Here is a 21,097-nt window from a genome sequence, read left to right as displayed (position 1 = left end):
GAGGCAAAAACGGGGCTACACCGCAGGGAAAGGCGGCGTTTGCTCAGCGAAATTGAATCGAATTGGGTCGCGATCATCGTTGCGCGGCGGAATTCATTGAAAACCTCGGGTTATTCGAGGTGCCCATGTGTCGTTCCTTTCAAGGTTAACACCTGAGCAGGATTTCACTGGGTCAATACACCAAGCCCCTGAGCTCAGCCAGCAGTGCCTTGGCGCTGCGACGGTCCCGCTTGGGCCTTCGCGCGTCCGCTTCAAGGGCTTGGATCAAGGTGGCCTGGTACGGCCCCAGCTTGCCCGGCGTGGATTCCCGCCGGTAAGCCGCCGAGGCCCCTTCCGGAGCTCTCAACCACTTCTTGACCGTGTTGCGCGACAAGCCCGTGCGCCGCGAAATCTCCGAACGGGACAGTCCGTCCCGGTAATACATCCGTCTGACCTTGCCCAGCATTTCCATGGTGATCACCTCGCTTCCTCTGCCTCAAAAAGAGGCAGGGAGGTTAAACACCCTGGTCAAATTTCAACCGGAATTCACCCCGATTGATGGTCAGTTTTCGGCCGGCAACAACAGGAAGATCCCCAACGGCTCATCCAGCGCCAGGGCCATCGACTACACCCTCAAGCGTTGGGCGGCGCTGACCCATTACCTGACGGATGGCCGCGTTCCCATCGACAACAACTGGATCGAGAACCAGATCCGGCCGATTGCCATCGGCCGCAAGAACTGGCTCTTTGCGGGTTCGCTGCGCGCCGGCAAGCGCGCGGCGGCGATCATGAGCCTGATCCAGTCGGCGCGGCTCAATGGGCATGAGCCCTTCGCCTATCTGAAAGACGTCCTCACCCGCCTGCCGACGCAGCCACAGAGTCGGATCGGAGAGCTGTTGCCGCATCGGTGGAGACCGGAGTCAGCCTGAGGCTTGGTCAAGAGGGGATCGCCGGGGGCTTACCGGATTCAGCCTGAAGCTCGGTGAAGAGGGGATTGCCGGGGGCCTACCCTCCAAAAACAACAAGGGGGCAATAAATGCCCCCTTGTGCCCAAGCTGGTAATTGCTGTTCGAACGCGCCGCACTACCGCGTCCTCAACACAACCAAACCGAGATTTACTACACCTTCAATTAGCTGCTACGACTCAAGCTGCAGCCTGTTCGACCTCGGCACCGGCCGCCTCAGCATCCGGACGATCAAGCAGCTCAACGAACGCCATCGGGGCGTTGTCCCCATCGCGGAAGCCGCACTTGAGAATACGCAGATAGCCACCATTGCGAGCAGCAAAACGCGGACCAAGTTCATCAAAAATCTTGACAACGATATCGCGATCGCGGAGGCGATCAAAGGCCAGGCGGCGATTTGCCAGACTCGGCTTCTTGCCGAGGGTGATCAGGGGCTCAACAACCTTACGGAGCTCCTTCGCCTTCGGCACGGTCGTCTTGATGACTTCGTGACGGAGCAGCGAGTTTGCCATATTGCGCAGCATAGCCTGACGGTGGCTGCTGGTGCGGTTGAGCTTGCGAAGACCGTTACGGTGACGCATTTGTAATTACCTCTTCTTCGTTACGCTCAACCGAGCTTTTCCAGCCCGGCCGGCGGCCAATTTTCAAGTTTCATACCCAGCGTGAGACCGCGCGAGGCAAGAACTTCCTTGATCTCGTTCAGCGACTTACGCCCAAGATTCGGCGTCTTCAACAACTCGGTCTCGGTCCGCTGGATCAAGTCGCCGATGTAATAAATATTCTCGGCCTTAAGGCAGTTCGCAGAGCGAACCGTCAGCTCGAGATCATCCACCGGACGCAGCAGGATAGGATCGATGGCAGGCGCCTTGGGAGCTTCCACAGCAGTGGGAGTACCCTCGAGATCTGCGAACACCGACAGTTGATCCATCAACACCCTGGCCGCAAACCGCACAGCTTCCTCGGGATCAACGGCACCGTTAGTTTCGATATCCAGAACCAGACGGTCCAAGTCGGTACGCTGCTCGACGCGGGCGCTCTCAACAGCGTAGCTGACACGACGGACTGGGCTGAATGACGCATCGAGAACGATGCGCCCGATCGTCTTCGACTCACCAGCCGCAGGACGCTGATTCCCGGGCACATACCCGCGCCCTTGCTCGACCTTGATCTGCAGGTCAAGCTTGCCCCCCGGAGCAAGATGAGCGAGAACGTGATCAGGATTGATCACCTCGACATCATGCGACAGTTCGATGTCCGCAGCCGTCACAACACCCTCACCGGACTTAGCCAGCGAAAGAGTTGCTTCGTTGCGACCATGCAATTTGAGAACAACGCCCTTCAGATTGAGAAGCAGGTCGACAACGTCTTCCCGCACACCATCCAGCGTCGAGTACTCATGCAGTACGCCTTCGATCGAAACCTCGGTCGGAGCGTAGCCCGGCAGTGAGGAAAGCAGAATCCGACGGAGCGCGTTACCAAGCGTGTGACCGAAACCGCGTTCAAACGGCTCCATCGTCACACGAGCGTGCACCGGCGAAACATTCTGCACCTCAATGATGCGCGGTTTCAGCAGAGCATTACTTTGCATCGACAATCCTTCTGTTGAGTCGCGCCGTCGGCGCGACCACCATTAACGCGAATACAGTTCGACGACCAAACCTTCGTTCAGCGTAGCCGGCAGTTCCGCACGTTGCGGGTAAGCCTTGAACACGCCTTTACCAGCCTTGTAGTCCACCGACAGCCACTCAGGGAAGCCACGGGCTTCAGCGGCCTCGAGAGCAGCCTTAACACGCAGTTGAGTGCGCGCAGAGTCGGTCAATTGAATTTCATCGCCGGGACGAACGGTATAAGACGGGATATTGACCCGCTTGCCGTTAACGAGTACGCCGTTGTGACGAACGATCTGGCGTGCTTCAGCGCGGGAAGCACCGAAACCCATACGATACGCCACGGCGTCCAGACGACCTTCGAGCAACTGGAGCAGGTTCTCACCGGTCTGCCCCTTGCGACGATCCGCTTCGGCGTAAGTCTTCCGGAACTGACGCTCAAGAACGCCATAGACACGGCGGATCTTCTGCTTCTCACGCAACTGAACGCCATACCCAGACAGACGCTGACCAGATTTCTGGCCATGCTGGCCAGGAGCGTAGGAACGACGCTCAATCGCGCACTTGTCGGTAAAGCACTTTTCGCCCTTCAGGAAGAGCTTTTCACCCTCGCGACGGCACTGACGGCACTTGGGGTCAAGATTACGAGCCACTGTTCAACTCCTTGTCAGATACGACGCTTCTTCGGCGGACGGCAGCCGTTGTGCGGGATCGGCGTGATATCAGTGATCGTCGTGATCTTGATACCCAGCGCATTGAGCGCACGAACGCTGGATTCGCGACCGGGGCCAGGGCCCTTCACGCGGACTTCCAGGTTCTTGATGCCACACTCGATGGCCACCTTGCCAGCCGCTTCAGCAGCGACCTGGGCAGCGAACGGGGTGCTCTTGCGGGAGCCCTTGAAGCCGGCGCCACCAGAGGTAGCCCACGACAGCGCGTTGCCCTGGCGATCGGTGATCGTGATGATCGTGTTATTGAAAGACGCGTGAACGTGGGCAATGCCCTCCGCCACGTTCTTCTTGATCTTCTTGCGAACCTTCGCAGCAGTCTTTGCCATGTCTTATCCCTGATTACTTCTTGCCAGCGATAGCCTTGCGCGGACCCTTCCGGGTGCGGGCATTGGTACGCGTACGCTGACCACGAAGGGGCAGACCACGACGATGGCGCACCCCGCGATAGCACCCCAGATCCATGAGGCGCTTGATACTCATCGTCACTTCACGGCGCAGATCACCCTCGACGGTGAACTTCGCGACTTCGTCGCGGAGCCGTTCCATATCGGACTCGGTAAGGTCTTTAATCTTCACGGAGCGGACCACACTGGCCGCATCACAGATCTGCTGCGCGCGAGTGCGGCCGATCCCGAAAATCGCGGTCAAAGCGATTTCCACGTGCTTATGGTTGGGAATGTTTACCCCTGCAATGCGGGCCATGCGTTCACCCCAAAATGCTAAACATTAAATTATAAAGAATGCGGGTGACCGCATCAACCCTGGCGCTGCTTGTGACGCGGATCCGTACAGATCACGCGAACGACACCTTTGCGACGGACAATCTTGCAGTTTCTGCAAAGACGCTTGACCGATGCTTGAACTCTCATTTCTAGCTCCTGAGTACTTCTGTTATTTCGCTCGAAAAACGATCCGGGCTCTGCTTAAATCGTATGGGGTTAACTGCACCGTTACCTTGTCACCAGGAAGGATACGGATGTAGTGCATCCTCATCTTCCCAGAGATATGACCCAGTACAACATGGCCATTTTCCAACTTGACTTTGAAGGTTGCGTTAGGGAGGTTCTCGAGAACCTCACCCTGCATCTCGATGTAATCTTCCTTCGACATAAAACTACTTAAGCGGAACCCGTGAGCCTTTGAAGTTAGCCTTCTTCAAAAGGCCTTCGTACTGGTGGGACATGATGTAGGCCTGAACCTGGGACATGAAGTCCATCGTCACCACCACGATGATCAACAAGGACGTCCCACCGAAATAGAACGGTACGTTCCACTTCAAGATCAGAAACTCCGGCAACAAGCAAACCAGGGTGATATAAACAGCCCCAGCAAGCGTGAGACGCGTCAGAATCTTGTCGATATATCGGGCAGTCTGATCACCAGGCCGAATGCCAGGAACAAACGCACCGCTCTTCTTCAAATTATCGGCAGTCTCCTTCGAATTGAAGACCAACGCGGTATAGAAGAAGCAGAAAAACACGATCGCTGCTGCGTAAAGAATCACATAAATCGGCTGCCCAGGAGCAAGAGTGGCCCCCAGATCCTTAAGCCAACTCAAACTTTCCGACGAACCGAACCACTGAGCCAGTGTCGCAGGAAAAAGAATGATGCTTGAGGCGAAGATCGGAGGGATCACACCGGCCATGTTCAGCTTGAGCGGCAAGTGAGAACTCTGCCCACCATAAATCTTGTTACCAACCTGACGCTTCGCGTAGTTAACAAGAATTTTTCGCTGACCACGCTCCACAAAGACCACAACAGCGGTCACAGCGACAACCAGAACGCAAATCACCAATGCGGTAAAAGGATGCATTGCACCGGTACGAACCAGCTCAAACAACCCACCAAGCGAACCTGGAAGACCCGCGGCGATACCCGCAAAAATGATGATCGAAATACCGTTACCCAGACCGCGCTCGGTAATCTGCTCACCCAGCCACATAAGGAACATCGTCCCGGTCACCAAAGTGGAAACCGTTACAAACCGGAACATCACACCCGGCTCAAGAACAAGCCCCTGCTGAGACTCTAGTGCGATCGCAATCCCCAAGCCTTGGAACAAGGCAAGAGCAAGCGTTCCATAACGAGTGAATTGTGTAATCTTCCTGCGCCCAGCCTCGCCCTCTTTCTTCAGTGCCTCCAACTGCGGAGACGCGACCGTAAGAAGCTGCATGATGATCGACGCCGAGATATAAGGCATGATCCCAAGAGCGAAAATGGTAAAGCGCGAAAGAGCACCACCCGAGAACAGATTGAAGACCCCGAGAATCCCACCCTTCTGACTCTTGAACAGGTCAGCGAGAGCAACAGGATCAATCCCTGGCACTGGAATGTGCGCACCGATTCGATAGACGATCAGCGCACCGAGCAAGAAGATCAAACGACGCTTCAGATCTCCAAACTTGCCCGGTGCCGCAAGCGCGGACTGTTGATTCGCCACGCTAAACCTTTACTCGGCGGATTCGACGGAACCACCAGCAGCTTCAATAGCCGCCTTGGCGCCTTTGGTAGCACCAACACCACGAAGGGTGATCTTCCGGCTCAACGAACCGGACAGAACAACCTTGGCTGCCAGCGCATCAGCCGCAACGATGCCGGCCTGCTGAAGAACAAGCAGATCGATTTCGTCAACCGGGAGGGTCTCGAGCTCTGACAGACGCACTTCACCGATACGAGCGCGGGTCAGAGAAACAAAACCACGCTTCGGCAGACGGCGCTGCATGGGCATCTGACCGCCCTCGAAGCCGACCTTGTGAAAACCACCGGTACGCGACTTTTGACCTTTGTGGCCCCGGCCAGCGGTCTTACCGAGTCCGCTACCGATGCCGCGACCGACACGCTTGGCAGCGTGCTTGGCGCCCGCTGCAGGTTTGATGGCATTCAGGCGCATTTAAGCCTCACACTTAACGAGGTAAGCAACCTTGGTGATCATGCCTCGCACCGCAGGAGTATCCTGCAGCTCCACGGTGTGGTTGAGACGACGAAGCCCAAGACCGCGAACGGTTGCACGATGGGACTGCTTGGTCCCGATGACGCTTTTGACGAGCGTAACCTTAAGTTTCTTGTCGGACATGACTTACCCCTGGATCTCTTCAACCGTCTTGCCGCGCTTTGCAGCAATAACGGACGGAGCATTGGTTGCCATGAGACCATTCAGCGTGGCACGAACCACGTTGTACGGATTGGTCGAGCCGATGGACTTGGCGATGATATCGGTCACACCCATCACTTCGAAGACCGCACGCATGGCGCCGCCCGCAATGATGCCGGTACCAACGGGAGCCGGTTGCATCAACACGGAAGAAGCGCCGTGCTTGCCAATAACCGAATGATGGAGTGTGCCGTTCTTGAGCGACACCTTGGCCATCTTGCGACGTGCCTCTTCCATTGCCTTTTGAACGGCAACCGGCACTTCACGGGACTTACCCTTGCCCATACCAACACCACCATCGCCGTCACCAACCACCGTAAGGGCAGCAAAACCGAGGATCCGGCCGCCCTTCACAACCTTGGTAACACGATTGATGGATACCATCTTTTCGCGCAGGCCATCATCGCGCTCGTCCGAGGCCTGCACTTTCTTAGTTTGCTGCTTAGCCATGCTAAACCTCGCTTAGAACTTCAATCCGCCTTCGCGGGCGGCATCGGCAAGCGCCTTGACGCGGCCGTGGTACTGGAAGCCGGAACGGTCAAAGGCAACAGCCTCAACACCGGCGGCCTTGGCACGCTCGGCAATCAGCTTACCGACCAGTTCGGCGGCGGCCTTGTTGCCACCATTCGCCACCTGGGCACGAACATCGGCCTCAACGGTGGAAGCAGCAGCAAGAACCTTGGAGCCACAACCGGCGATGATCTGCGCGTAGATGTGGGAATTGGAACGGAACACGGACAGACGGACTGCCTTCATTTCCGCAATCTTGGCACGGGTTTTCCGTGACCGGCGCAAACGCGTTTCCTTCTTGGTGATCATGATCCGCCCTTACTTCTTCTTGGTTTCTTTCAAGGTCACCACTTCATCCGAGTAGCGAACACCCTTGCCCTTATAGGGCTCCGGTGCGCGATATGCGCGGACTTCTGCGGCCACCTTGCCGACTGCTTGCTTATCGACACCCTTGATCAGGATCTCCGTCTGGGTCGGAGTCTCAACCTTGATGCCGGAGGGCATCTGATGCACAACCGGATGGGAGAAGCCCAGCGACAGATTCAGCTTATCGCCTTGAGCCTGAGCACGATAACCCACACCCACCAGCGTGAGCTTGCGCTCGAAGCCCTTCGACACGCCAGTCACCATATTGTTGACCAGGGCACGCATCGTACCGGACATCGCCTTGCTATTGACTGCACCTTCGATAGCAGAGCACTGCACGCCATCGCCTTCGCGCTCAACCTTGACAGACGGATGCACTGCTTGCGCCAGGGAACCCAACGGGCCCTTGACAACAATCTGGCCGCCACTAATGGAAACATCAACACCTGCCGGCAGAACGACCGGATTCTTGGCTACACGGGACATATCAACCTCCCCTTAAGCCACGATGCACAGCACTTCACCGCCCGCACGGGCAGCGCGCGCAGCGCGGTCAGTCATCACACCCTTGGGAGTGGACACAATAGCCACACCAAGACCGTTCATGACGCGAGGCAGATCATCACTGCCCTTGTACACACGCAGCCCAGGACGGCTGACGCGCTCGATGCGCTCAATAACCGGGCGCCCAGCGTAGTACTTCAGCGACAGGGCCAGCTCCGCCTTGCCTGCATTCTCATTCACAGCGAAATCGTCGATATAACCTTCGCTCTTCAGAACTCGCGCGATAGCAACCTTCAGCTTGGACGAGGGCATCGCAACAGAGCTCTTTTGCGCCTGCTGCGCGTTACGAATCCGCGTCAGCATATCGGCGATCGGATCAGACATGCTCATCTTCGACCCCTTACCAGCTTGCCTTGGTCATGCCAGGAACTTCACCGCGGAAAGCAACTTCACGCAGCTTGTTACGACACAGACCGAATTTACGGAAAACACCACGCGGACGACCGGTCTGCTCGCAGCGATTACGCTGACGGCTCGGACTGGAGTTGCGCGGCAGTTGTTGCAGCTTAAGACGCGCAACCATGCGCTCTTCATCCGACAGCTTGGCGTTGTTGATCTGCTCGAAGAGAGCAGCACGCTTGGCCGCGAACTTAGCAACCATCTTTGCGCGCTTCTCTTCGCGATTGATCAGAGACAGTTTCGCCATAACACCCTCAGTTCTTGAAAGGGAACTTGAACGCGGCGAGCAGAGCGCGCGCCTCGTCATCCGACTTAGCAGTCGTCGTGATGCTGATATTCATCCCACGCAGAGCATCGATCTTGTCGTACTCGATTTCGGGGAAAATAATCTGCTCCTTGACACCCAGGTTGTAATTGCCGCGGCCATCAAAGCCCTTACCGGCAATACCGCGAAAGTCACGAATGCGCGGCATAGCGATCGTAACCAAACGGTCGAGAAACTCGTACATGCGGGGACCACGAAGCGTGACCATGCAGCCAATCGGATAGCCATCACGGATCTTGAAGCCGGCAATCGACTTCTTAGCCTTGGTGGTAACAGGCTTCTGACCAGCAATCTTCTGCAGATCGCCAACCGCATAATCCAGAACCTTCTTGTCGCCAACAGCCTCACCCACACCCATATTCAGGGTGATCTTAGTGATCCGCGGCACTTCCATGACCGACTTGTAGCCGAACTTCTGAAGAAGCTCAGGCGACACGGTCTCTTTGTAGAATTCTTGCAGGCGCGCCATGACTATCCCTTACGCATCCACTACTTCGCCATTGGACTTGAAGACGCGAACCTTGCGACCATCCTCAAGAACCTTAAATCCGACGCGATCAGCTTTCTGAGTGGCGGCATTGAAGACAGCCACATTGGAAATCTGAATCGGCATTTCCTTTTCGACGATACCGCCAACCTGGCCTTTCATCGGATTAGGACGAACGTGCTTCTTGACCCGATTAATACCCTCTACAACGACAGCATCGACATCAACACGCAGAACAGTGCCGCGCTTGCCCTTATCTTTGCCCGTGAGGACGGCAACTTCGTCGCCTTTGCGAATCTTGTTCACAATAACCCCTTAGAGAACTTCAGGCGCCAAGGAGACGATCTTCATGAACTTCTCGGTACGCAATTCACGCGTAACCGGTCCGAAGATGCGCGTACCAATCGGCTCGCCCTTGTTGTTAAGCAGGACCGCGGCATTGCGGTCAAACTTGATAAGCGAGCCATCCGGACGGCGAACACCCTTGGCGGTACGAACCACCACGGCGCTATAAACGTCGCCCTTTTTGACGCGACCACGAGGAGCCGCATCTTTAATACTCACCTTGATGATGTCACCAACACCGGCGTAGCGACGCTTGGAGCCGCCCAGCACCTTGATGCACATCACGTAACGCGCGCCGGTATTATCGGCGACGTCCAGCATCGTTTGCATTTGGATCATTTAAACTCTCCAACTTGACACGCTATCGGCGGCCAGTTTTGGATCCCGTTCGGGTTGATTGGACTTGCACAGGAAACCGTGCAAGAGCAAAGACAGCAATAATAACGGCTTGCCAATCACTTGGCAAGCCGTTTGTACAACTAGAACTGCTTAAACTGCCACAACCTGCTCGAGAACCTTGGTAACCCGCCAGGTCTTGGTCTTGGAGATAGGACGGGTTTCCTCGATTTCCACGAGATCACCAGTCTTCGCCACACCAGCCTCAACATGGGCATGGTACTTGGCAGTCCGGGTGATCACCTTGCCATAAAGGGGGTGCTTTACCCGGCGCTCCACCAGCACCGTAACCGTGTTCATCATCTTGTCGCTGACAACGCGGCCAACTTCAACACGCTTGTTCTTGACTTGATCGTTCATTTCGCACCCGCCTTCTCACGAAGAATGGTCTTGACCCGAGCAATGTCCTTTCGAACCTTGCCGAGCTGCGAAGTGTTGCTCAGTTGCTGCGTGGCGGTCTGCATGCGCAGACTAAATTGAGCCTTCAGCAGTTCAAGCAATTCCGCATTGAGCTCGCCGGCATCTTTAGCCCGCAATTCAGAAGCTTTCATGTTTTACCCCACCATCCGGACAACGAAGACGGTCTCAATGGGGAGCTTGGCAGCAGCAAGGCGAAACGCCTCACGAGCCAGAGCTTCATCGACACCATCCATCTCGTAGAGAACCTTGCCAGGCTGGATCTCGGCAACCCAGTACTCCGGACTACCTTTACCGTTACCCATCCGCACTTCGGCCGGCTTCTGCGAAATCGGCTTATCCGGAAAAACGCGGATCCAAATACGACCACCCCGCTTGATATGGCGAGTCATGGCACGACGAGCAGACTCAATCTGACGAGCAGTAAGACGACCACGCCCAACCGCCTTCAGACCGTACTCGCCAAAGCTAACCTTGGCACCGCGGGTGGCGAGACCCTTATTGCGGCCCTTCTGCTCCTTACGATACTTCCTTCTCGACGGCTGCAGCATCATTCACTCCTGCTTCTTTTTTGGTCCGTTTTGCGCCATCAGCCTGATCGCCGCCAGTGCGACGTGCGGGCCGCTTGGCACCCGGCTTGCTGTCGGCACCCTCATTGCGACGACGACCACGACGATTGTCGCCTTCGTTGTCCGTCGCTGCGGGCTGCTCGTTACGAGCAAGCGCCTCACCCTTGTACACCCAAACCTTGATGCCGATGACACCATAGGTGGTATGCGCTTCGGAGACGCCGTAATCAATATCCGCACGCAGAGTATGAAGAGGCACGCGACCTTCGCGATACCACTCCGTACGAGCGATCTCCGCGCCGTTCAGACGGCCAGAGCTCATGATCTTGATGCCCTGAGCGCCCAAACGCATCGCGTTCTGCATGGCACGCTTCATGGCACGGCGGAACATGATCCGCTTGACGAGCTGCTGAGAAATGGAGTCAGCGATCAGCTGGGCATCCGTCTCCGGCTTCCGAACTTCTTCGATATTCACATGCACGGGCACGCCCATGATGCCTTGAAGATCAGCCTTCAGCTTTTCAATGTCCTCGCCCTTCTTGCCGATCACAACGCCCGGCCGGGCACTGAAAACGGTAATACGGGCGTTCTTTGCAGGACGCTCGATGACAACGCGGCTCACCGAAGCATGAGCAAGCTTCTTCTTCAGATGCGCACGAACCTTGAGGTCTTCGTTCAGCATCGTCGAAAAATCGCTACCAGCAGCAAACCAGCGAGAGCCCCAGTTACGAGTTACCGCCAGACGAAAGCCTGTCGGATGGATTTTCTGTCCCATGGGTTCTCCTTACTCTCCGACCGTGACGTAAATGTGGCAGGTCGGCTTGCTGATGCGATTGCCACGACCCTTTGCGCGGGCGGTGAAACGCTTCAGCGTCGTACCTTGCTCAACGTAGATCGTCTTGACCCGCAGGCTATCGATATCGGCGCCGTCATTGTGCTCGGCGTTCGCGATCGCGGACTCAACAACCTTCTTGATGATCTTCGCGCCCTTTTTGGGGGAGAAGGTCAGAATGTTGAGAGCTTGCTCAACGGTCTTGCCGCGGACCAGATCCGCAACGAGACGACCCTTTTGTTCCGACAGACGCACGCCGCGGAGAATGGCTTTGGTTTCCATCGTCATATCTCCTTAGCGCTTGGCCTTCTTGCTGGCGGCATGACCCTTGAACGTACGGGTAAGCGCGAATTCGCCCAGCTTGTGACCAACCATATTTTCCGAAACGTACACCGGAATGTGCTGACGGCCGTTATGAACAGCGATCGTCAAGCCCACAAAATCCGGCAGCACAGTTGAGCGACGCGACCAAGTCTTGATCGGGCGCTTGTCATTCGACACCCGAGCGGCATCCACCTTCTTGAGGAGGTGAGCGTCGACAAAGGGGCCTTTCTTAATAGAACGTGCCATCTCTTACCTCTTATCGCTTGTGCCGACGCTGAACAATCATGGAGTCGGTACGCTTGACGCTACGGGTACGATAACCCTTCGTCGGCTGACCCCACGGGCTGACAGGCACACGGCCCTCGCCAGTACGGCCTTCACCACCACCGTGCGGGTGATCCACCGGGTTCATCGCGGTACCACGAACGGTCGGACGGATGCCGCGCCAGCGATTGGCACCAGCTTTACCGATTTTGCGCAGGCTGTGCTCTTCGTTGCCGACTTCACCGATGGTCGCGCGGCATTCGATATGAACGCGACGGATCTCACCGGAACGCAGGCGAACCTGGGCGTAGATACCTTCGCGTGCAAGCAGCTGAACAGACGTACCGGCAGCGCGAGCAAGCTGAGCGCCCTTACCGGGAATCATCTCAACACAGTGCAGGGTGGTACCAACCGGAATATTGCGGATCGGCAGGGCATTACCCGACTTGATCGGAGCCTCGGACCCACTGACAACCACCTGACCCACGACCATGCCCTTGGGAGCAATGATGTAGCGACGTTCGCCATCAGCGTAGCAAAGCAAAGCGATATTGGCAGACCGATTGGGGTCATACTCAAGGCGCTCCACCTTGGCGACAATTCCGTCCTTGTTACGACGAAAATCGACAACACGATAATGCTGCTTATGACCACCACCCTTATGACGGGTAGTGATGTGGCCATTGTTATTACGGCCAGCAGTCTTGGTCTGCTTCTCGACGAGCGAGGCAAGCGGCGCACCCTTGTGAAGATTGGCATTGACAACCTTCACAACTGCGCGACGGCCGGCAGACGTCGGTTTAACTTTAACGAGTGCCATGTCCCTTACTCCCCGGCCGCAAAGTTGATCTCTTGGCCCGGCTTAAGGCACACGTACGCCTTCTTCCAGCCCTTGCGACGACCGATCATCTTGCCAAAGCGTTTTTCTTTGCCCTTGACATTCGCAACCTGAACCGCCTTGACCTCAACCTTGAAAAGCAACTCAACAGCCGCTTTGACTTCAGGCTTGGTGGCATCACTCGCGACACGAAAGACGATCTGCTCGTTCTTGTCAGCGATGTAGGTAGCCTTCTCCGAGATCTGGGGAGCGAGCAGCACCTGCATCAGACGCTCTTCCTTGAATGCGCTCATTGCCAAATTTCCTCCATCTTGGCGACTGCACCCTTGGTGACCAGCACGTTGGGGAAGCGCACCAGGGAAACCGGATCAGTCTCGCTGACTTCAAGAACAAGAACGTTCGGAAGATTACGGGACGAAAGGTACAGATTCTCGTCAAAGGTGTCAGTGATCACCAGAACGGGACCTGCGCTCAAGCCCAGACCCTTCAGCTTCTGAGCCAGCAGCTTCGTCTTCGGTGCTTCAACGGCAAAACCTTCAACTACCGACAGACGACCATCACGGGCGAGCTGCGAAAGAATCGCGGCCACGCCGGCCCGGTACATCTTGCGGTTAACCTTGTGAGAAAAGTTCTCATCGGGCTTGTTCGGGAAGGCACGACCGCCTCCACGCCAGATCGGACTCGAGCTCATACCAGAGCGAGCGCGACCCGTACCCTTTTGACGCCACGGCTTGTGGGTTGTATGAGAAACCTCATCGCGCCCCTTTTGGGCACGATTGCCGGAGCGGGCGTTGGCCATGTACGCAACGACGACCTGATGAATCAGGGCTTCGTTGTACTCGCGACCAAACAGCGCATCGGACGCCTCCAGGGTAGCAGAAGGCTGACCCTGTTCGTTCAACAGCTTCAGTTCCATCACGCCTCCCGTCAGTTGCCAGCCTTGACGGCCGGGCGAACAACAACATCGCCACCGTCATGACCAGGCACACCGCCCTTGATCAACAAAAGGCCGCGCTCGACATCGACGCGCACCACCTCAAGGTTTTGCACAGTGCACTTGGCCGCACCCAGATGACCGGTCATGCGCTTACCAGGGAAAACCCGACCCGGATCTTGCGCCATACCGATCGAACCCGGCACGTTGTGGCTACGGGAGTTACCGTGAGTCTGACGACCAGAAGCAAAATTGTGACGCTTGATCGTACCGGCATAACCCTTACCGATAGAAACGCCACTCACATCAACCTTCTGACCGACAGCAAAAATATCGACGCCAACAACATCGCCAGCCTTCAGGGAAGACAAGCGATCTGCATCAACACGAAACTCCTTCAGAACATGACCCGCTTCGACACCCGCCTTGGCGAGATGCCCAGCAGCAGCCTTATTAACACGACTAGCACGCCGAACACCAAAGGTCACCTGGACAGCAGAATAGCCATCCGATTCAGCCGTTTTGATCTGGGTCACACGGTTATTGGACACATCCAGCACAGTCACCGGAATGGACTGACCATCCTCGGCAAAAATGCGAGTCATGCCCACCTTGCGCCCGACAAGGCCTAGACTCATTTTATTCTCCTTACCCTGGTTGCGATTGACCAGGACCGATTGTCATTACAAACTGCGCCAAAAAGCGCAAGGGCCGGATTATATCGGCCCTTGCACACTAAGCGCAATAGTTTTGAATTACTGCAGCTTGATTTCCACGTCTACGCCGGCGGGAAGATCCAGCTTCATCAGCGCATCGACCGTTTTATCAGTCGGATCGACGATATCCATCAGACGGAGATGCGTGCGAATCTCGAACTGATCACGGGAAGTCTTGTTGACGTGCGGAGAACGCAGCAGATCGAAACGCTCGATGCGGGTCGGCAGCGGAACAGGGCCGCGGACAACTGCACCAGTACGCTTCGCAGTATCCACAATCTCAAGAGCAGATTGATCGATAAGCTTGTAGTCAAAAGCCTTGAGACGGATACGGATTTTCTGGTTTTGCATTTTTTCTTCCAAAGAGCAGACAGCGCGGCACACCATGTGCCGCGCCCACTAGAAACTTACTCGATAACCTTGGCAACGACGCCAGCGCCGACGGTACGACCGCCTTCACGGATGGCGAAACGCAGACCTTCTTCCATGGCGATCGGCGCAATCAGCTTCACGGTCATGGAGATGTTGTCACCCGGCATCACCATCTCGGTACCTTCCGGCAGGGCGATGGAGCCCGTCACATCCGTGGTACGGAAGTAGAACTGGGGACGGTAGTTGTTGAAGAACGGGGTGTGACGACCACCCTCTTCCTTCGACAGCACATACACCTCACCCGTGAAGTGGGTGTGCGGCTTGATGGAGCCCGGCTTGCACAGCACTTGACCGCGCTCGACGTCTTCACGCTTGGTGCCACGCAGCAGCACGCCCACGTTGTCGCCAGCCTGACCTTGATCCAGCAGCTTGCGGAACATTTCCACGCCAGTGCAGGTGGTCTTCACAGTCGGCTTGATGCCGACGATTTCGATTTCTTCACCAACCTTGACGATGCCGCGCTCGACACGACCGGTCACCACGGTGCCACGACCGGAAATCGAGAACACGTCTTCGATCGGCAGCAGGAAGGGCAGATCAACCGCACGCTCGGGGGTCGGGATGTAGGAGTCGAGCGCATCAGCCAGGCGGAAAATGGAGGGTTCGCCGATATCGGACTGATCACCTTCCAGCGCCTTCAGGGCGGAACCCTTGATGATGGGCACATCATCACCCGGGAAGTCGTACTTGGAAAGCAGCTCCCGCACTTCCATTTCAACCAGCTCAAGCAGCTCTTCGTCGTCAACCATGTCGCACTTGTTCAGATAGACGATGATGAACGGAACACCAACCTGACGGGCCAGCAGAATGTGCTCCCGCGTCTGGGGCATCGGGCCGTCAGCGGCAGAACAGACCAGGATGGCGCCATCCATCTGCGCAGCACCCGTAATCATGTTCTTCACGTAGTCGGCGTGACCCGGGCAGTCCACGTGGGCGTAGTGACGACCATCGGTTTCGTATTCAACGTGAGCGGTGTTGATGGTGATGCCACGAGCCTTTTCTTCCGGCGCCGCATCGATCTGGTCGTAGGCCTTGGCCTCGCCGCCGAACTTGCGCGACAGAACGGTCGTGATCGCAGCCGTCAGCGTGGTCTTGCCATGGTCAACGTGACCAATCGTGCCAACGTTTACGTGCGGCTTTTTCCGCTCGAATTTTTCCTTAGCCATTCTCTAGCTCCTGATAAGTTGATTCGACAATTATTTCTTGTTGATGATGGCTTCGGCGACATTGCGCGGAGCTTCGTTGTAGTGCTTGAACTCCATGGAGTAAGTCGCACGCCCTTGAGTCAGGGAACGCAGCTGCGTGGCGTAGCCGAACATTTCAGCAAGCGGAACTTCCGCCTTGATTTCCTTGATGCCGCCGGGAAGATCGTCCATACCCTGCACGATACCGCGACGACCGGACAGATCGCCCATCACGTTACCCATGTAGTCTTCAGGAGTCTCGACGACAACAGCCATCATCGGCTCAAGCAGAACCGGGCTGGCCTTGCGCATTGCGTCCTTAAAAGCCATGGAAGCGGCCATCTTGAAGGCATTTTCGTTCGAATCCACATCGTGGTAGGAGCCGTCGAACAGCGTGACCTTGACGTCAACAACGGGGAAGCCGGCGAGCACGCCATTCGGCAGAGTCTCTTGAAGCCCCTTGTCGACAGCGGGAATGTACTCACGCGGCACAACACCACCCTTGATGGCATCGACGAACTCATACCCCTTGCCAGCCTCGTTCGGCTCAAGCTTGATCCAGACGTGACCGAACTGACCGCGACCACCAGACTGCTTGACAAACTTGCCTTCCTGCTCGACAGCCTTTCGGATCGCCTCGCGATACGCAACCTGAGGAGCCCCGACATTGGCCTCAACGTTGAACTCGCGCTTCATGCGATCAACAATGATCTCGAGGTGGAGTTCACCCATCCCGGAAATGATGGTCTGACCGGACTCTTCGTCGGTACGAACACGGAAGGACGGATCTTCTGCAGCAAGACGGCCCAGCGCAATACCCATCTTCTCCTGGTCACCCTTCGTCTTCGGCTCGACCGCCACGTGGATAACGGGATCAGGGAAAACCATGCGCTCCAGAATAATGGGGGCAGCGGGGTCGCACAGGGTTTCGCCCGTGGTTACATCCTTGAGGCCCACAGCGGCGGCGATATCGCCGGCCAGCACTTCCTTGATTTCTTCCCGATCGTTCGCATGCATCTGCAGCAGGCGGCCGATACGCTCCTTCTTGCCCTTAACGGAGTTAAGGACAGTGGAACCCGACTCAAGAATGCCGGAATAAACACGAATGAACGTCAGCTGACCCACAAACGGGTCGGTCATGAGCTTGAAGGCCAGCGCCGAGAACTTCTCACTATCGAGGGCGTGACGAACAACCTCCTTCTCGTCATCATCGATACCGGAGACGGGAGGAATATCGACAGGAGAAGGCAGGTACTGGATGACCGCATCCAGCATCCGCTGAACGCCCTTGTTCTTGAAAGCGGTACCACACAGCATCGGCTGAATCTCGCAGGCGAGGGTGCGGGCACGCAGACCGGAAATCACCTCTTCTTCCGAGAGAGAGCCGTTCTCGAGGTACTTATCCATCAGATCCTCGGATGCTTCAGCCGCAGCTTCGACCATCTTTTCACGCCACTCTTCGGCCGTGGAGACGAGATCTTCCGGAATGTCACGGTAGTCGAACTTCATGCCCTGGGATGCCTCATCCCAGAAGATGGCCTTCATCTTGAGCAGATCGATAACACCGACAAAAGTATCTTCAGCACCAATGGGCAGCACAACAGGCACAGGATTCGCACTCAGGCGGGTGCGCATCTGCTCCACGACCTTGAAGAAGTTCGCACCCGAACGGTCCATCTTATTGACGAACGCAAGACGGGGAACCTTGTACTTGGTAGCCTGACGCCATACGGTTTCAGACTGGGGCTGCACACCACCCACTGCACAATACACCATGCAGGCACCATCAAGAACGCGCATGGAGCGCTCCACCTCGATAGTGAAGTCAACGTGCCCCGGGGTGTCGATGATATTGAAGCGATGCTCGGGGAAGGATTGATCCATACCCTTCCAGAAACAGGTCACTGCAGCGGAGGTAATCGTAATGCCACGCTCCTGCTCCTGAGCCATCCAGTCGGTGGTTGCCGCACCATCATGGACCTCACCGAGCTTATGGCTCACGCCCGTGTAAAAAAGGATCCGCTCGGTGGTAGTCGTCTTCCCGGCGTCGATGTGTGCGGAGATACCGATATTGCGATAGCGCTCGATGGGAGTCTTGCGTGCCACAGCCCTAACCTTGCCTTCCTGAGTTTGCGAAAGAGCGGGCACTCCCGCAATTTCGTGCTTATGCTTTACAAATAAATCGAGCCCCTTTCAGGGCCCGACTTGGATTTCGCCTGAAAATCAGAAGCGATAGTGCGAGAAAGCCTTGTTGGCTTCCGCCATGCGGTGCACTTCTTCACGCTTCTTCATCGCAGCGCCGCGACCTTCAGCCGCCTCCAGCAATTCGCCAGCCAGGCGCTGCGCCATGGACTTCTCGGAACGCTTGCGTGCAGCTTCACGCAGCCAGCGCATGGACAGCGCCATACGGCGGGCCGGGCGAACCTCAACAGGAACCTGGTAGTTCGCACCACCAACGCGACGGCTCTTCACTTCCACGACCGGGCGGACATTGCTGAGCGCAGCGGAGAAGACTTCAAGAGGATCCTTGCCGTTACCCTTGGCAACGATGGTCTCGAATGCGCCATAAACGATACGCTCGGCGACGGCCTTCTTGCCGCTCTGCATAATGGCGTTGATAAACTTGGAAACGTCCTGGCTGCCGAATTTCGGATCAGACAGGACTTCACGCTTGGGTACGTCACGGCGACGGGGCATGATTGACTCTCGCTATTCTTTGGTTGCCGACAATTAAGACTTTTTCGGGCGCTTTGCACCGTACTTCGACCGGGACTGCTTGCGATCCTTGACACCCTGAAGATCAAGAGAACCACGCACGATGTGATAACGCACACCAGGCAAATCCTTGACCCGACCACCACGAATCAGAACGACGGAGTGCTCCTGAAGGTTGTGACCTTCACCGCCAATATAGGAGATCACCTCAAAGCCGTTGGTGAGACGAACCTTGGCCACTTTACGCAGCGCAGAGTTCGGCTTCTTCGGAGTCGTGGTGTAGACGCGGGTGCAAACGCCCCGCTTCTGCGGGCATGCCTCGAGCGCGGGAACCTTGCTCTTGGAAACGGGCGCCTGCCGGCCCTTACGAACGAGTTGATTAATTGTTGGCATAGCTAAGAATTTCCCAAAACACCGAGGCAGCCCGAACGGACCGCCTCGGATGGTTATTCCGGCTGCGACTGACTACGATTGGCCAGTCCGCAAAAAGAGGCCGGAGTATATCTTTGTCGTCAAGCTTTCGTCAACCGGCCTGCTGAGCATTTTCGGTTTCGGAAGTTTCGGCCTGCGGTGCCCAGGCGTGTCCTTCACCCAAGTCTTCACCGACAGTCTGCGCCTTGCGGTTCCGGTGGTATGCCAGACCGGTGCCCGCGGGGATCAGTCGACCGACAATGACGTTCTCCTTCAGGCCCCGAAGCTCGTCACGCTTGCCGAGAATTGCAGCCTCGGTCAGCACGCGAGTGGTTTCCTGGAAGGACGCCGCAGAGATGAAGGAATCGGTGGACAGGGAAGCCTTGGTGATACCCAACAACAGGAAATTGTAGTTGGCGGGTAGCTTGCCCTCGGCCACGACCTTGTCGTTCTCGTCCAGCACTTCTGCACGCTCGACCTGTTCTTCGCGGATGAAGCCGGTATCGCCCGGATCAGTGATAACCACGCGCCGCAACATCTGGCGAACGATCACCTCGATGTGCTTGTCGTTGATCTTCACGCCCTGCAGTCGATACACGTCCTGCACTTCGTCAATGATGTAACGAGCGAGCGCCTCGACACCCTGCAGACGCAGAATGTCGTGGGGATCAGCCGGACCATCGACGATCAGCTCGCCCTTGTTCACAACCTGGCCATCGTGAACCATGACGTGCTTGTCCTTGGGAATCAGGAACTCATGCACCGCACCGTCCGGCTCGGTGATCACAAGACGCTGCTTGCCCTTGGTATCTTTACCGAAGGAGACGGTACCCGTCACTTCGGCGAGTACGCCTGCATCCTTCGGAGCACGCGCCTCAAACAACTCTGCCACACGCGGCAGACCCCCGGTGATGTCACGGGTCTTGGCCGACTCTTGGGGAATACGTGCAAGCACGTCACCCACAGACACCTGCTGGCCGTCCTTCACGGTGATCAGCGAACCGACCTGGAAGGTGATGGACACGGCGTGCTCGGTGCCGGCGATACGAACCTCCTCACCTGATTCAGTGAGCAGCTTGACCTGAGGACGCACGCCCTTGGAGGTGCTCGCGCCACGGCGCTTCGCATCGATAACGACGAGGGTCGATAGCCCAGTAACTTCGTCGATCTGCTTGGCGACGGTGACGCCCTCTTCGACGTTCTCGAAACGGACGATACCGGCGTACTCGGTGATGATGGGACGGGTGTGCGGATCCCAGGTAGCGAGTTGGGTGCCCGCCTTGATGGTGACACCTTCATCAACCGAAAGGGTCGCGCCATACGGGATCTTGTGACGCTCACGCTCACGCCCCATGTCGTCGGTAACGACGATCTCCGCGGAGCGAGAGATAACGATCTTCTCGCCCTTGGCATTCGCAACGTAACGCATGTTCTGCGTAAAGCGGATCACACCGGCAGACTTGGCTTCGACAGCACTCGCTGCAGCAGCCCGGGATGCGGCACCACCAACGTGGAAGGTCCGCATGGTCAGCTGGGTACCCGGCTCACCGATCGACTGGGCGGCGATGACACCAACAGCCTCACCGGCATTAACCAAGGAACCGCGACCCAGGTCACGACCGTAGCACTTGGCACA

General features: G+C 56.7%; 33 protein-coding genes and 3 pseudogenes. 1 reads left to right on the top strand and 35 read right to left on the bottom strand.

Translation table 11 applies throughout. The annotated features are described in order from the left end of the window. Positions 1-187: 187 nt before the first annotated feature. Positions 188-451, bottom strand: a pseudogene (locus PHI64_RS20990) (helix-turn-helix domain-containing protein); the annotation flags it as partial. Positions 452-569: 118 nt separating this feature from the next. On the opposite strand from PHI64_RS20990, the pseudogene PHI64_RS20985 reads away from it, so the two are divergent. Next, positions 570-908: pseudogene (locus PHI64_RS20985) on the top strand (transposase); the annotation flags it as partial. A gap of 215 nt (positions 909-1,123) precedes the next feature. On the opposite strand, the gene rplQ reads toward PHI64_RS20985, so the two are convergent. The 34 genes and pseudogenes from rplQ to PHI64_RS20815 form a co-directional block, all read right to left on the bottom strand. Further along, on the bottom strand, positions 1,124-1,525 hold the full coding sequence (gene rplQ, locus PHI64_RS20980; protein WP_299887473.1) for a 50S ribosomal protein L17: 402 nt from the start codon (positions 1,523-1,525) through the stop codon (positions 1,124-1,126). A gap of 26 nt (positions 1,526-1,551) precedes the next feature. After that, positions 1,552-2,532, bottom strand: coding sequence for a DNA-directed RNA polymerase subunit alpha (rpoA, locus tag PHI64_RS20975; RefSeq protein ID WP_299887470.1), 981 nt, complete (start codon positions 2,530-2,532; stop codon positions 1,552-1,554). A 42-nt stretch (positions 2,533-2,574) separates the two neighbouring features. Further along, positions 2,575-3,204 carry a 30S ribosomal protein S4 gene (gene rpsD, locus PHI64_RS20970; protein WP_299887466.1) on the bottom strand — a complete coding sequence of 210 codons (630 nt, stop codon included), beginning with the start codon at positions 3,202-3,204 and terminating at the stop codon, positions 2,575-2,577. A 14-nt stretch (positions 3,205-3,218) separates the two neighbouring features. Continuing rightward, positions 3,219-3,608, bottom strand: coding sequence for a 30S ribosomal protein S11 (rpsK, locus tag PHI64_RS20965; protein ID WP_079432670.1), 390 nt, complete (start codon positions 3,606-3,608; stop codon positions 3,219-3,221). A gap of 13 nt (positions 3,609-3,621) precedes the next feature. Beyond that, entirely contained in the window at positions 3,622-3,984 is a 363-nt protein-coding gene (gene rpsM / locus PHI64_RS20960) for a 30S ribosomal protein S13 (protein WP_296408669.1), read from the bottom strand. A gap of 53 nt (positions 3,985-4,037) precedes the next feature. Then, complete coding sequence (gene rpmJ, locus PHI64_RS20955; protein WP_079432668.1) at positions 4,038-4,151, bottom strand: 50S ribosomal protein L36; 114 nt, start codon at positions 4,149-4,151, stop codon at positions 4,038-4,040. A gap of 22 nt (positions 4,152-4,173) precedes the next feature. After that, a complete protein-coding gene (gene infA / locus PHI64_RS20950) occupies positions 4,174-4,392 on the bottom strand; it encodes a translation initiation factor IF-1 (protein ID WP_169148410.1) in 219 nt (72 codons plus the stop codon). Between the two features lie 4 nt (positions 4,393-4,396). Next, the gene (gene secY / locus PHI64_RS20945) at positions 4,397-5,722 is read right to left on the bottom strand and encodes a preprotein translocase subunit SecY (RefSeq protein ID WP_299887455.1); all 1,326 of its coding nucleotides are present in this window, start codon (positions 5,720-5,722) and stop codon (positions 4,397-4,399) included. Between the two features lie 9 nt (positions 5,723-5,731). Further along, entirely contained in the window at positions 5,732-6,172 is a 441-nt protein-coding gene (gene rplO, locus PHI64_RS20940; protein ID WP_299887453.1) for a 50S ribosomal protein L15, read from the bottom strand. After that, complete coding sequence (rpmD, locus tag PHI64_RS20935) at positions 6,173-6,355, bottom strand: 50S ribosomal protein L30 (protein ID WP_299861296.1); 183 nt, start codon at positions 6,353-6,355, stop codon at positions 6,173-6,175. 3 nt (positions 6,356-6,358) lie between these two features. Next, positions 6,359-6,883 (bottom strand): 30S ribosomal protein S5, encoded by a 525-nt coding sequence (gene rpsE / locus PHI64_RS20930; RefSeq protein WP_299887450.1) that lies wholly within the window; start codon positions 6,881-6,883, stop codon positions 6,359-6,361. A 12-nt stretch (positions 6,884-6,895) separates the two neighbouring features. Beyond that, a complete protein-coding gene (rplR, locus tag PHI64_RS20925) occupies positions 6,896-7,249 on the bottom strand; it encodes a 50S ribosomal protein L18 (protein ID WP_299887479.1) in 354 nt (117 codons plus the stop codon). A 12-nt stretch (positions 7,250-7,261) separates the two neighbouring features. Next, positions 7,262-7,795, bottom strand: a complete 534-nt coding sequence (gene rplF, locus PHI64_RS20920) for a 50S ribosomal protein L6 (protein WP_299887447.1) — start codon at positions 7,793-7,795, stop codon at positions 7,262-7,264. A 12-nt stretch (positions 7,796-7,807) separates the two neighbouring features. Continuing rightward, complete coding sequence (rpsH, locus tag PHI64_RS20915; protein WP_299887444.1) at positions 7,808-8,203, bottom strand: 30S ribosomal protein S8; 396 nt, start codon at positions 8,201-8,203, stop codon at positions 7,808-7,810. Positions 8,204-8,213: 10 nt separating this feature from the next. After that, complete coding sequence (gene rpsN / locus PHI64_RS20910) at positions 8,214-8,519, bottom strand: 30S ribosomal protein S14 (protein ID WP_141354262.1); 306 nt, start codon at positions 8,517-8,519, stop codon at positions 8,214-8,216. 7 nt (positions 8,520-8,526) lie between these two features. Then, the gene (gene rplE, locus PHI64_RS20905) at positions 8,527-9,066 is read right to left on the bottom strand and encodes a 50S ribosomal protein L5 (RefSeq protein WP_299887437.1); all 540 of its coding nucleotides are present in this window, start codon (positions 9,064-9,066) and stop codon (positions 8,527-8,529) included. Positions 9,067-9,075: 9 nt separating this feature from the next. Beyond that, positions 9,076-9,393, bottom strand: a complete 318-nt coding sequence (gene rplX, locus PHI64_RS20900; protein ID WP_299887476.1) for a 50S ribosomal protein L24 — start codon at positions 9,391-9,393, stop codon at positions 9,076-9,078. A 6-nt stretch (positions 9,394-9,399) separates the two neighbouring features. After that, on the bottom strand, positions 9,400-9,768 hold the full coding sequence (rplN, locus tag PHI64_RS20895) for a 50S ribosomal protein L14 (RefSeq protein WP_141354256.1): 369 nt from the start codon (positions 9,766-9,768) through the stop codon (positions 9,400-9,402). Positions 9,769-9,918: 150 nt separating this feature from the next. Further along, positions 9,919-10,185 (bottom strand): 30S ribosomal protein S17, encoded by a 267-nt coding sequence (gene rpsQ, locus PHI64_RS20890; RefSeq protein WP_299887432.1) that lies wholly within the window; start codon positions 10,183-10,185, stop codon positions 9,919-9,921. Then, positions 10,182-10,376, bottom strand: coding sequence for a 50S ribosomal protein L29 (gene rpmC, locus PHI64_RS20885; RefSeq protein ID WP_296408680.1), 195 nt, complete (start codon positions 10,374-10,376; stop codon positions 10,182-10,184). Before rpmC ends, rpsQ begins: the two co-directional genes overlap by 4 nt. Before the next feature lie 3 nt (positions 10,377-10,379). Next, the gene (gene rplP, locus PHI64_RS20880; RefSeq protein WP_079432654.1) at positions 10,380-10,793 is read right to left on the bottom strand and encodes a 50S ribosomal protein L16; all 414 of its coding nucleotides are present in this window, start codon (positions 10,791-10,793) and stop codon (positions 10,380-10,382) included. Next, a complete protein-coding gene (gene rpsC, locus PHI64_RS20875; protein ID WP_299887387.1) occupies positions 10,762-11,586 on the bottom strand; it encodes a 30S ribosomal protein S3 in 825 nt (274 codons plus the stop codon). The genes rplP and rpsC overlap by 32 nt, the downstream gene beginning before the upstream one ends. 9 nt (positions 11,587-11,595) lie before the next feature. Then, positions 11,596-11,925, bottom strand: coding sequence for a 50S ribosomal protein L22 (rplV, locus tag PHI64_RS20870; protein WP_169148423.1), 330 nt, complete (start codon positions 11,923-11,925; stop codon positions 11,596-11,598). 12 nt (positions 11,926-11,937) lie between these two features. Continuing rightward, the gene (gene rpsS / locus PHI64_RS20865; protein WP_276658157.1) at positions 11,938-12,213 is read right to left on the bottom strand and encodes a 30S ribosomal protein S19; all 276 of its coding nucleotides are present in this window, start codon (positions 12,211-12,213) and stop codon (positions 11,938-11,940) included. 10 nt (positions 12,214-12,223) lie between these two features. Then, a complete protein-coding gene (gene rplB, locus PHI64_RS20860) occupies positions 12,224-13,051 on the bottom strand; it encodes a 50S ribosomal protein L2 (RefSeq protein WP_299887379.1) in 828 nt (275 codons plus the stop codon). A gap of 5 nt (positions 13,052-13,056) precedes the next feature. Continuing rightward, positions 13,057-13,362, bottom strand: a complete 306-nt coding sequence (gene rplW / locus PHI64_RS20855) for a 50S ribosomal protein L23 (RefSeq protein ID WP_276658153.1) — start codon at positions 13,360-13,362, stop codon at positions 13,057-13,059. Then, positions 13,359-13,985: a 50S ribosomal protein L4 gene (gene rplD, locus PHI64_RS20850; protein WP_299887373.1), complete on the bottom strand. Its 627-nt coding sequence runs from the start codon at positions 13,983-13,985 to the stop codon at positions 13,359-13,361. Before rplD ends, rplW begins: the two co-directional genes overlap by 4 nt. A gap of 11 nt (positions 13,986-13,996) precedes the next feature. Then, positions 13,997-14,641 (bottom strand): 50S ribosomal protein L3, encoded by a 645-nt coding sequence (gene rplC / locus PHI64_RS20845; RefSeq protein ID WP_299887370.1) that lies wholly within the window; start codon positions 14,639-14,641, stop codon positions 13,997-13,999. A 117-nt stretch (positions 14,642-14,758) separates the two neighbouring features. Next, positions 14,759-15,070, bottom strand: coding sequence for a 30S ribosomal protein S10 (gene rpsJ, locus PHI64_RS20840; protein WP_079432648.1), 312 nt, complete (start codon positions 15,068-15,070; stop codon positions 14,759-14,761). 56 nt (positions 15,071-15,126) lie between these two features. After that, positions 15,127-16,317, bottom strand: coding sequence for an elongation factor Tu (gene tuf, locus PHI64_RS20835; RefSeq protein WP_299887367.1), 1,191 nt, complete (start codon positions 16,315-16,317; stop codon positions 15,127-15,129). A gap of 30 nt (positions 16,318-16,347) precedes the next feature. Further along, positions 16,348-18,441: an elongation factor G gene (gene fusA / locus PHI64_RS20830; RefSeq protein WP_299887365.1), complete on the bottom strand. Its 2,094-nt coding sequence runs from the start codon at positions 18,439-18,441 to the stop codon at positions 16,348-16,350. Between the two features lie 117 nt (positions 18,442-18,558). Beyond that, positions 18,559-19,032 carry a 30S ribosomal protein S7 gene (gene rpsG / locus PHI64_RS20825; protein ID WP_299887363.1) on the bottom strand — a complete coding sequence of 158 codons (474 nt, stop codon included), beginning with the start codon at positions 19,030-19,032 and terminating at the stop codon, positions 18,559-18,561. 33 nt (positions 19,033-19,065) lie between these two features. Continuing rightward, positions 19,066-19,443 (bottom strand): 30S ribosomal protein S12, encoded by a 378-nt coding sequence (rpsL, locus tag PHI64_RS20820; protein WP_079432645.1) that lies wholly within the window; start codon positions 19,441-19,443, stop codon positions 19,066-19,068. 130 nt (positions 19,444-19,573) lie between these two features. Then, positions 19,574-21,097: pseudogene (locus PHI64_RS20815) on the bottom strand (DNA-directed RNA polymerase subunit beta'); the annotation flags it as partial.

Source organism: Zoogloea sp. (assembly GCF_028689785.1).
In the GTDB taxonomy this organism is placed as follows: Bacteria; Pseudomonadota; Gammaproteobacteria; order Burkholderiales; family Rhodocyclaceae; genus Zoogloea.
The sequence above is the reverse complement of the archived record's forward strand: the minus strand, read 5'-3'. Positions and strand labels throughout refer to the sequence as shown.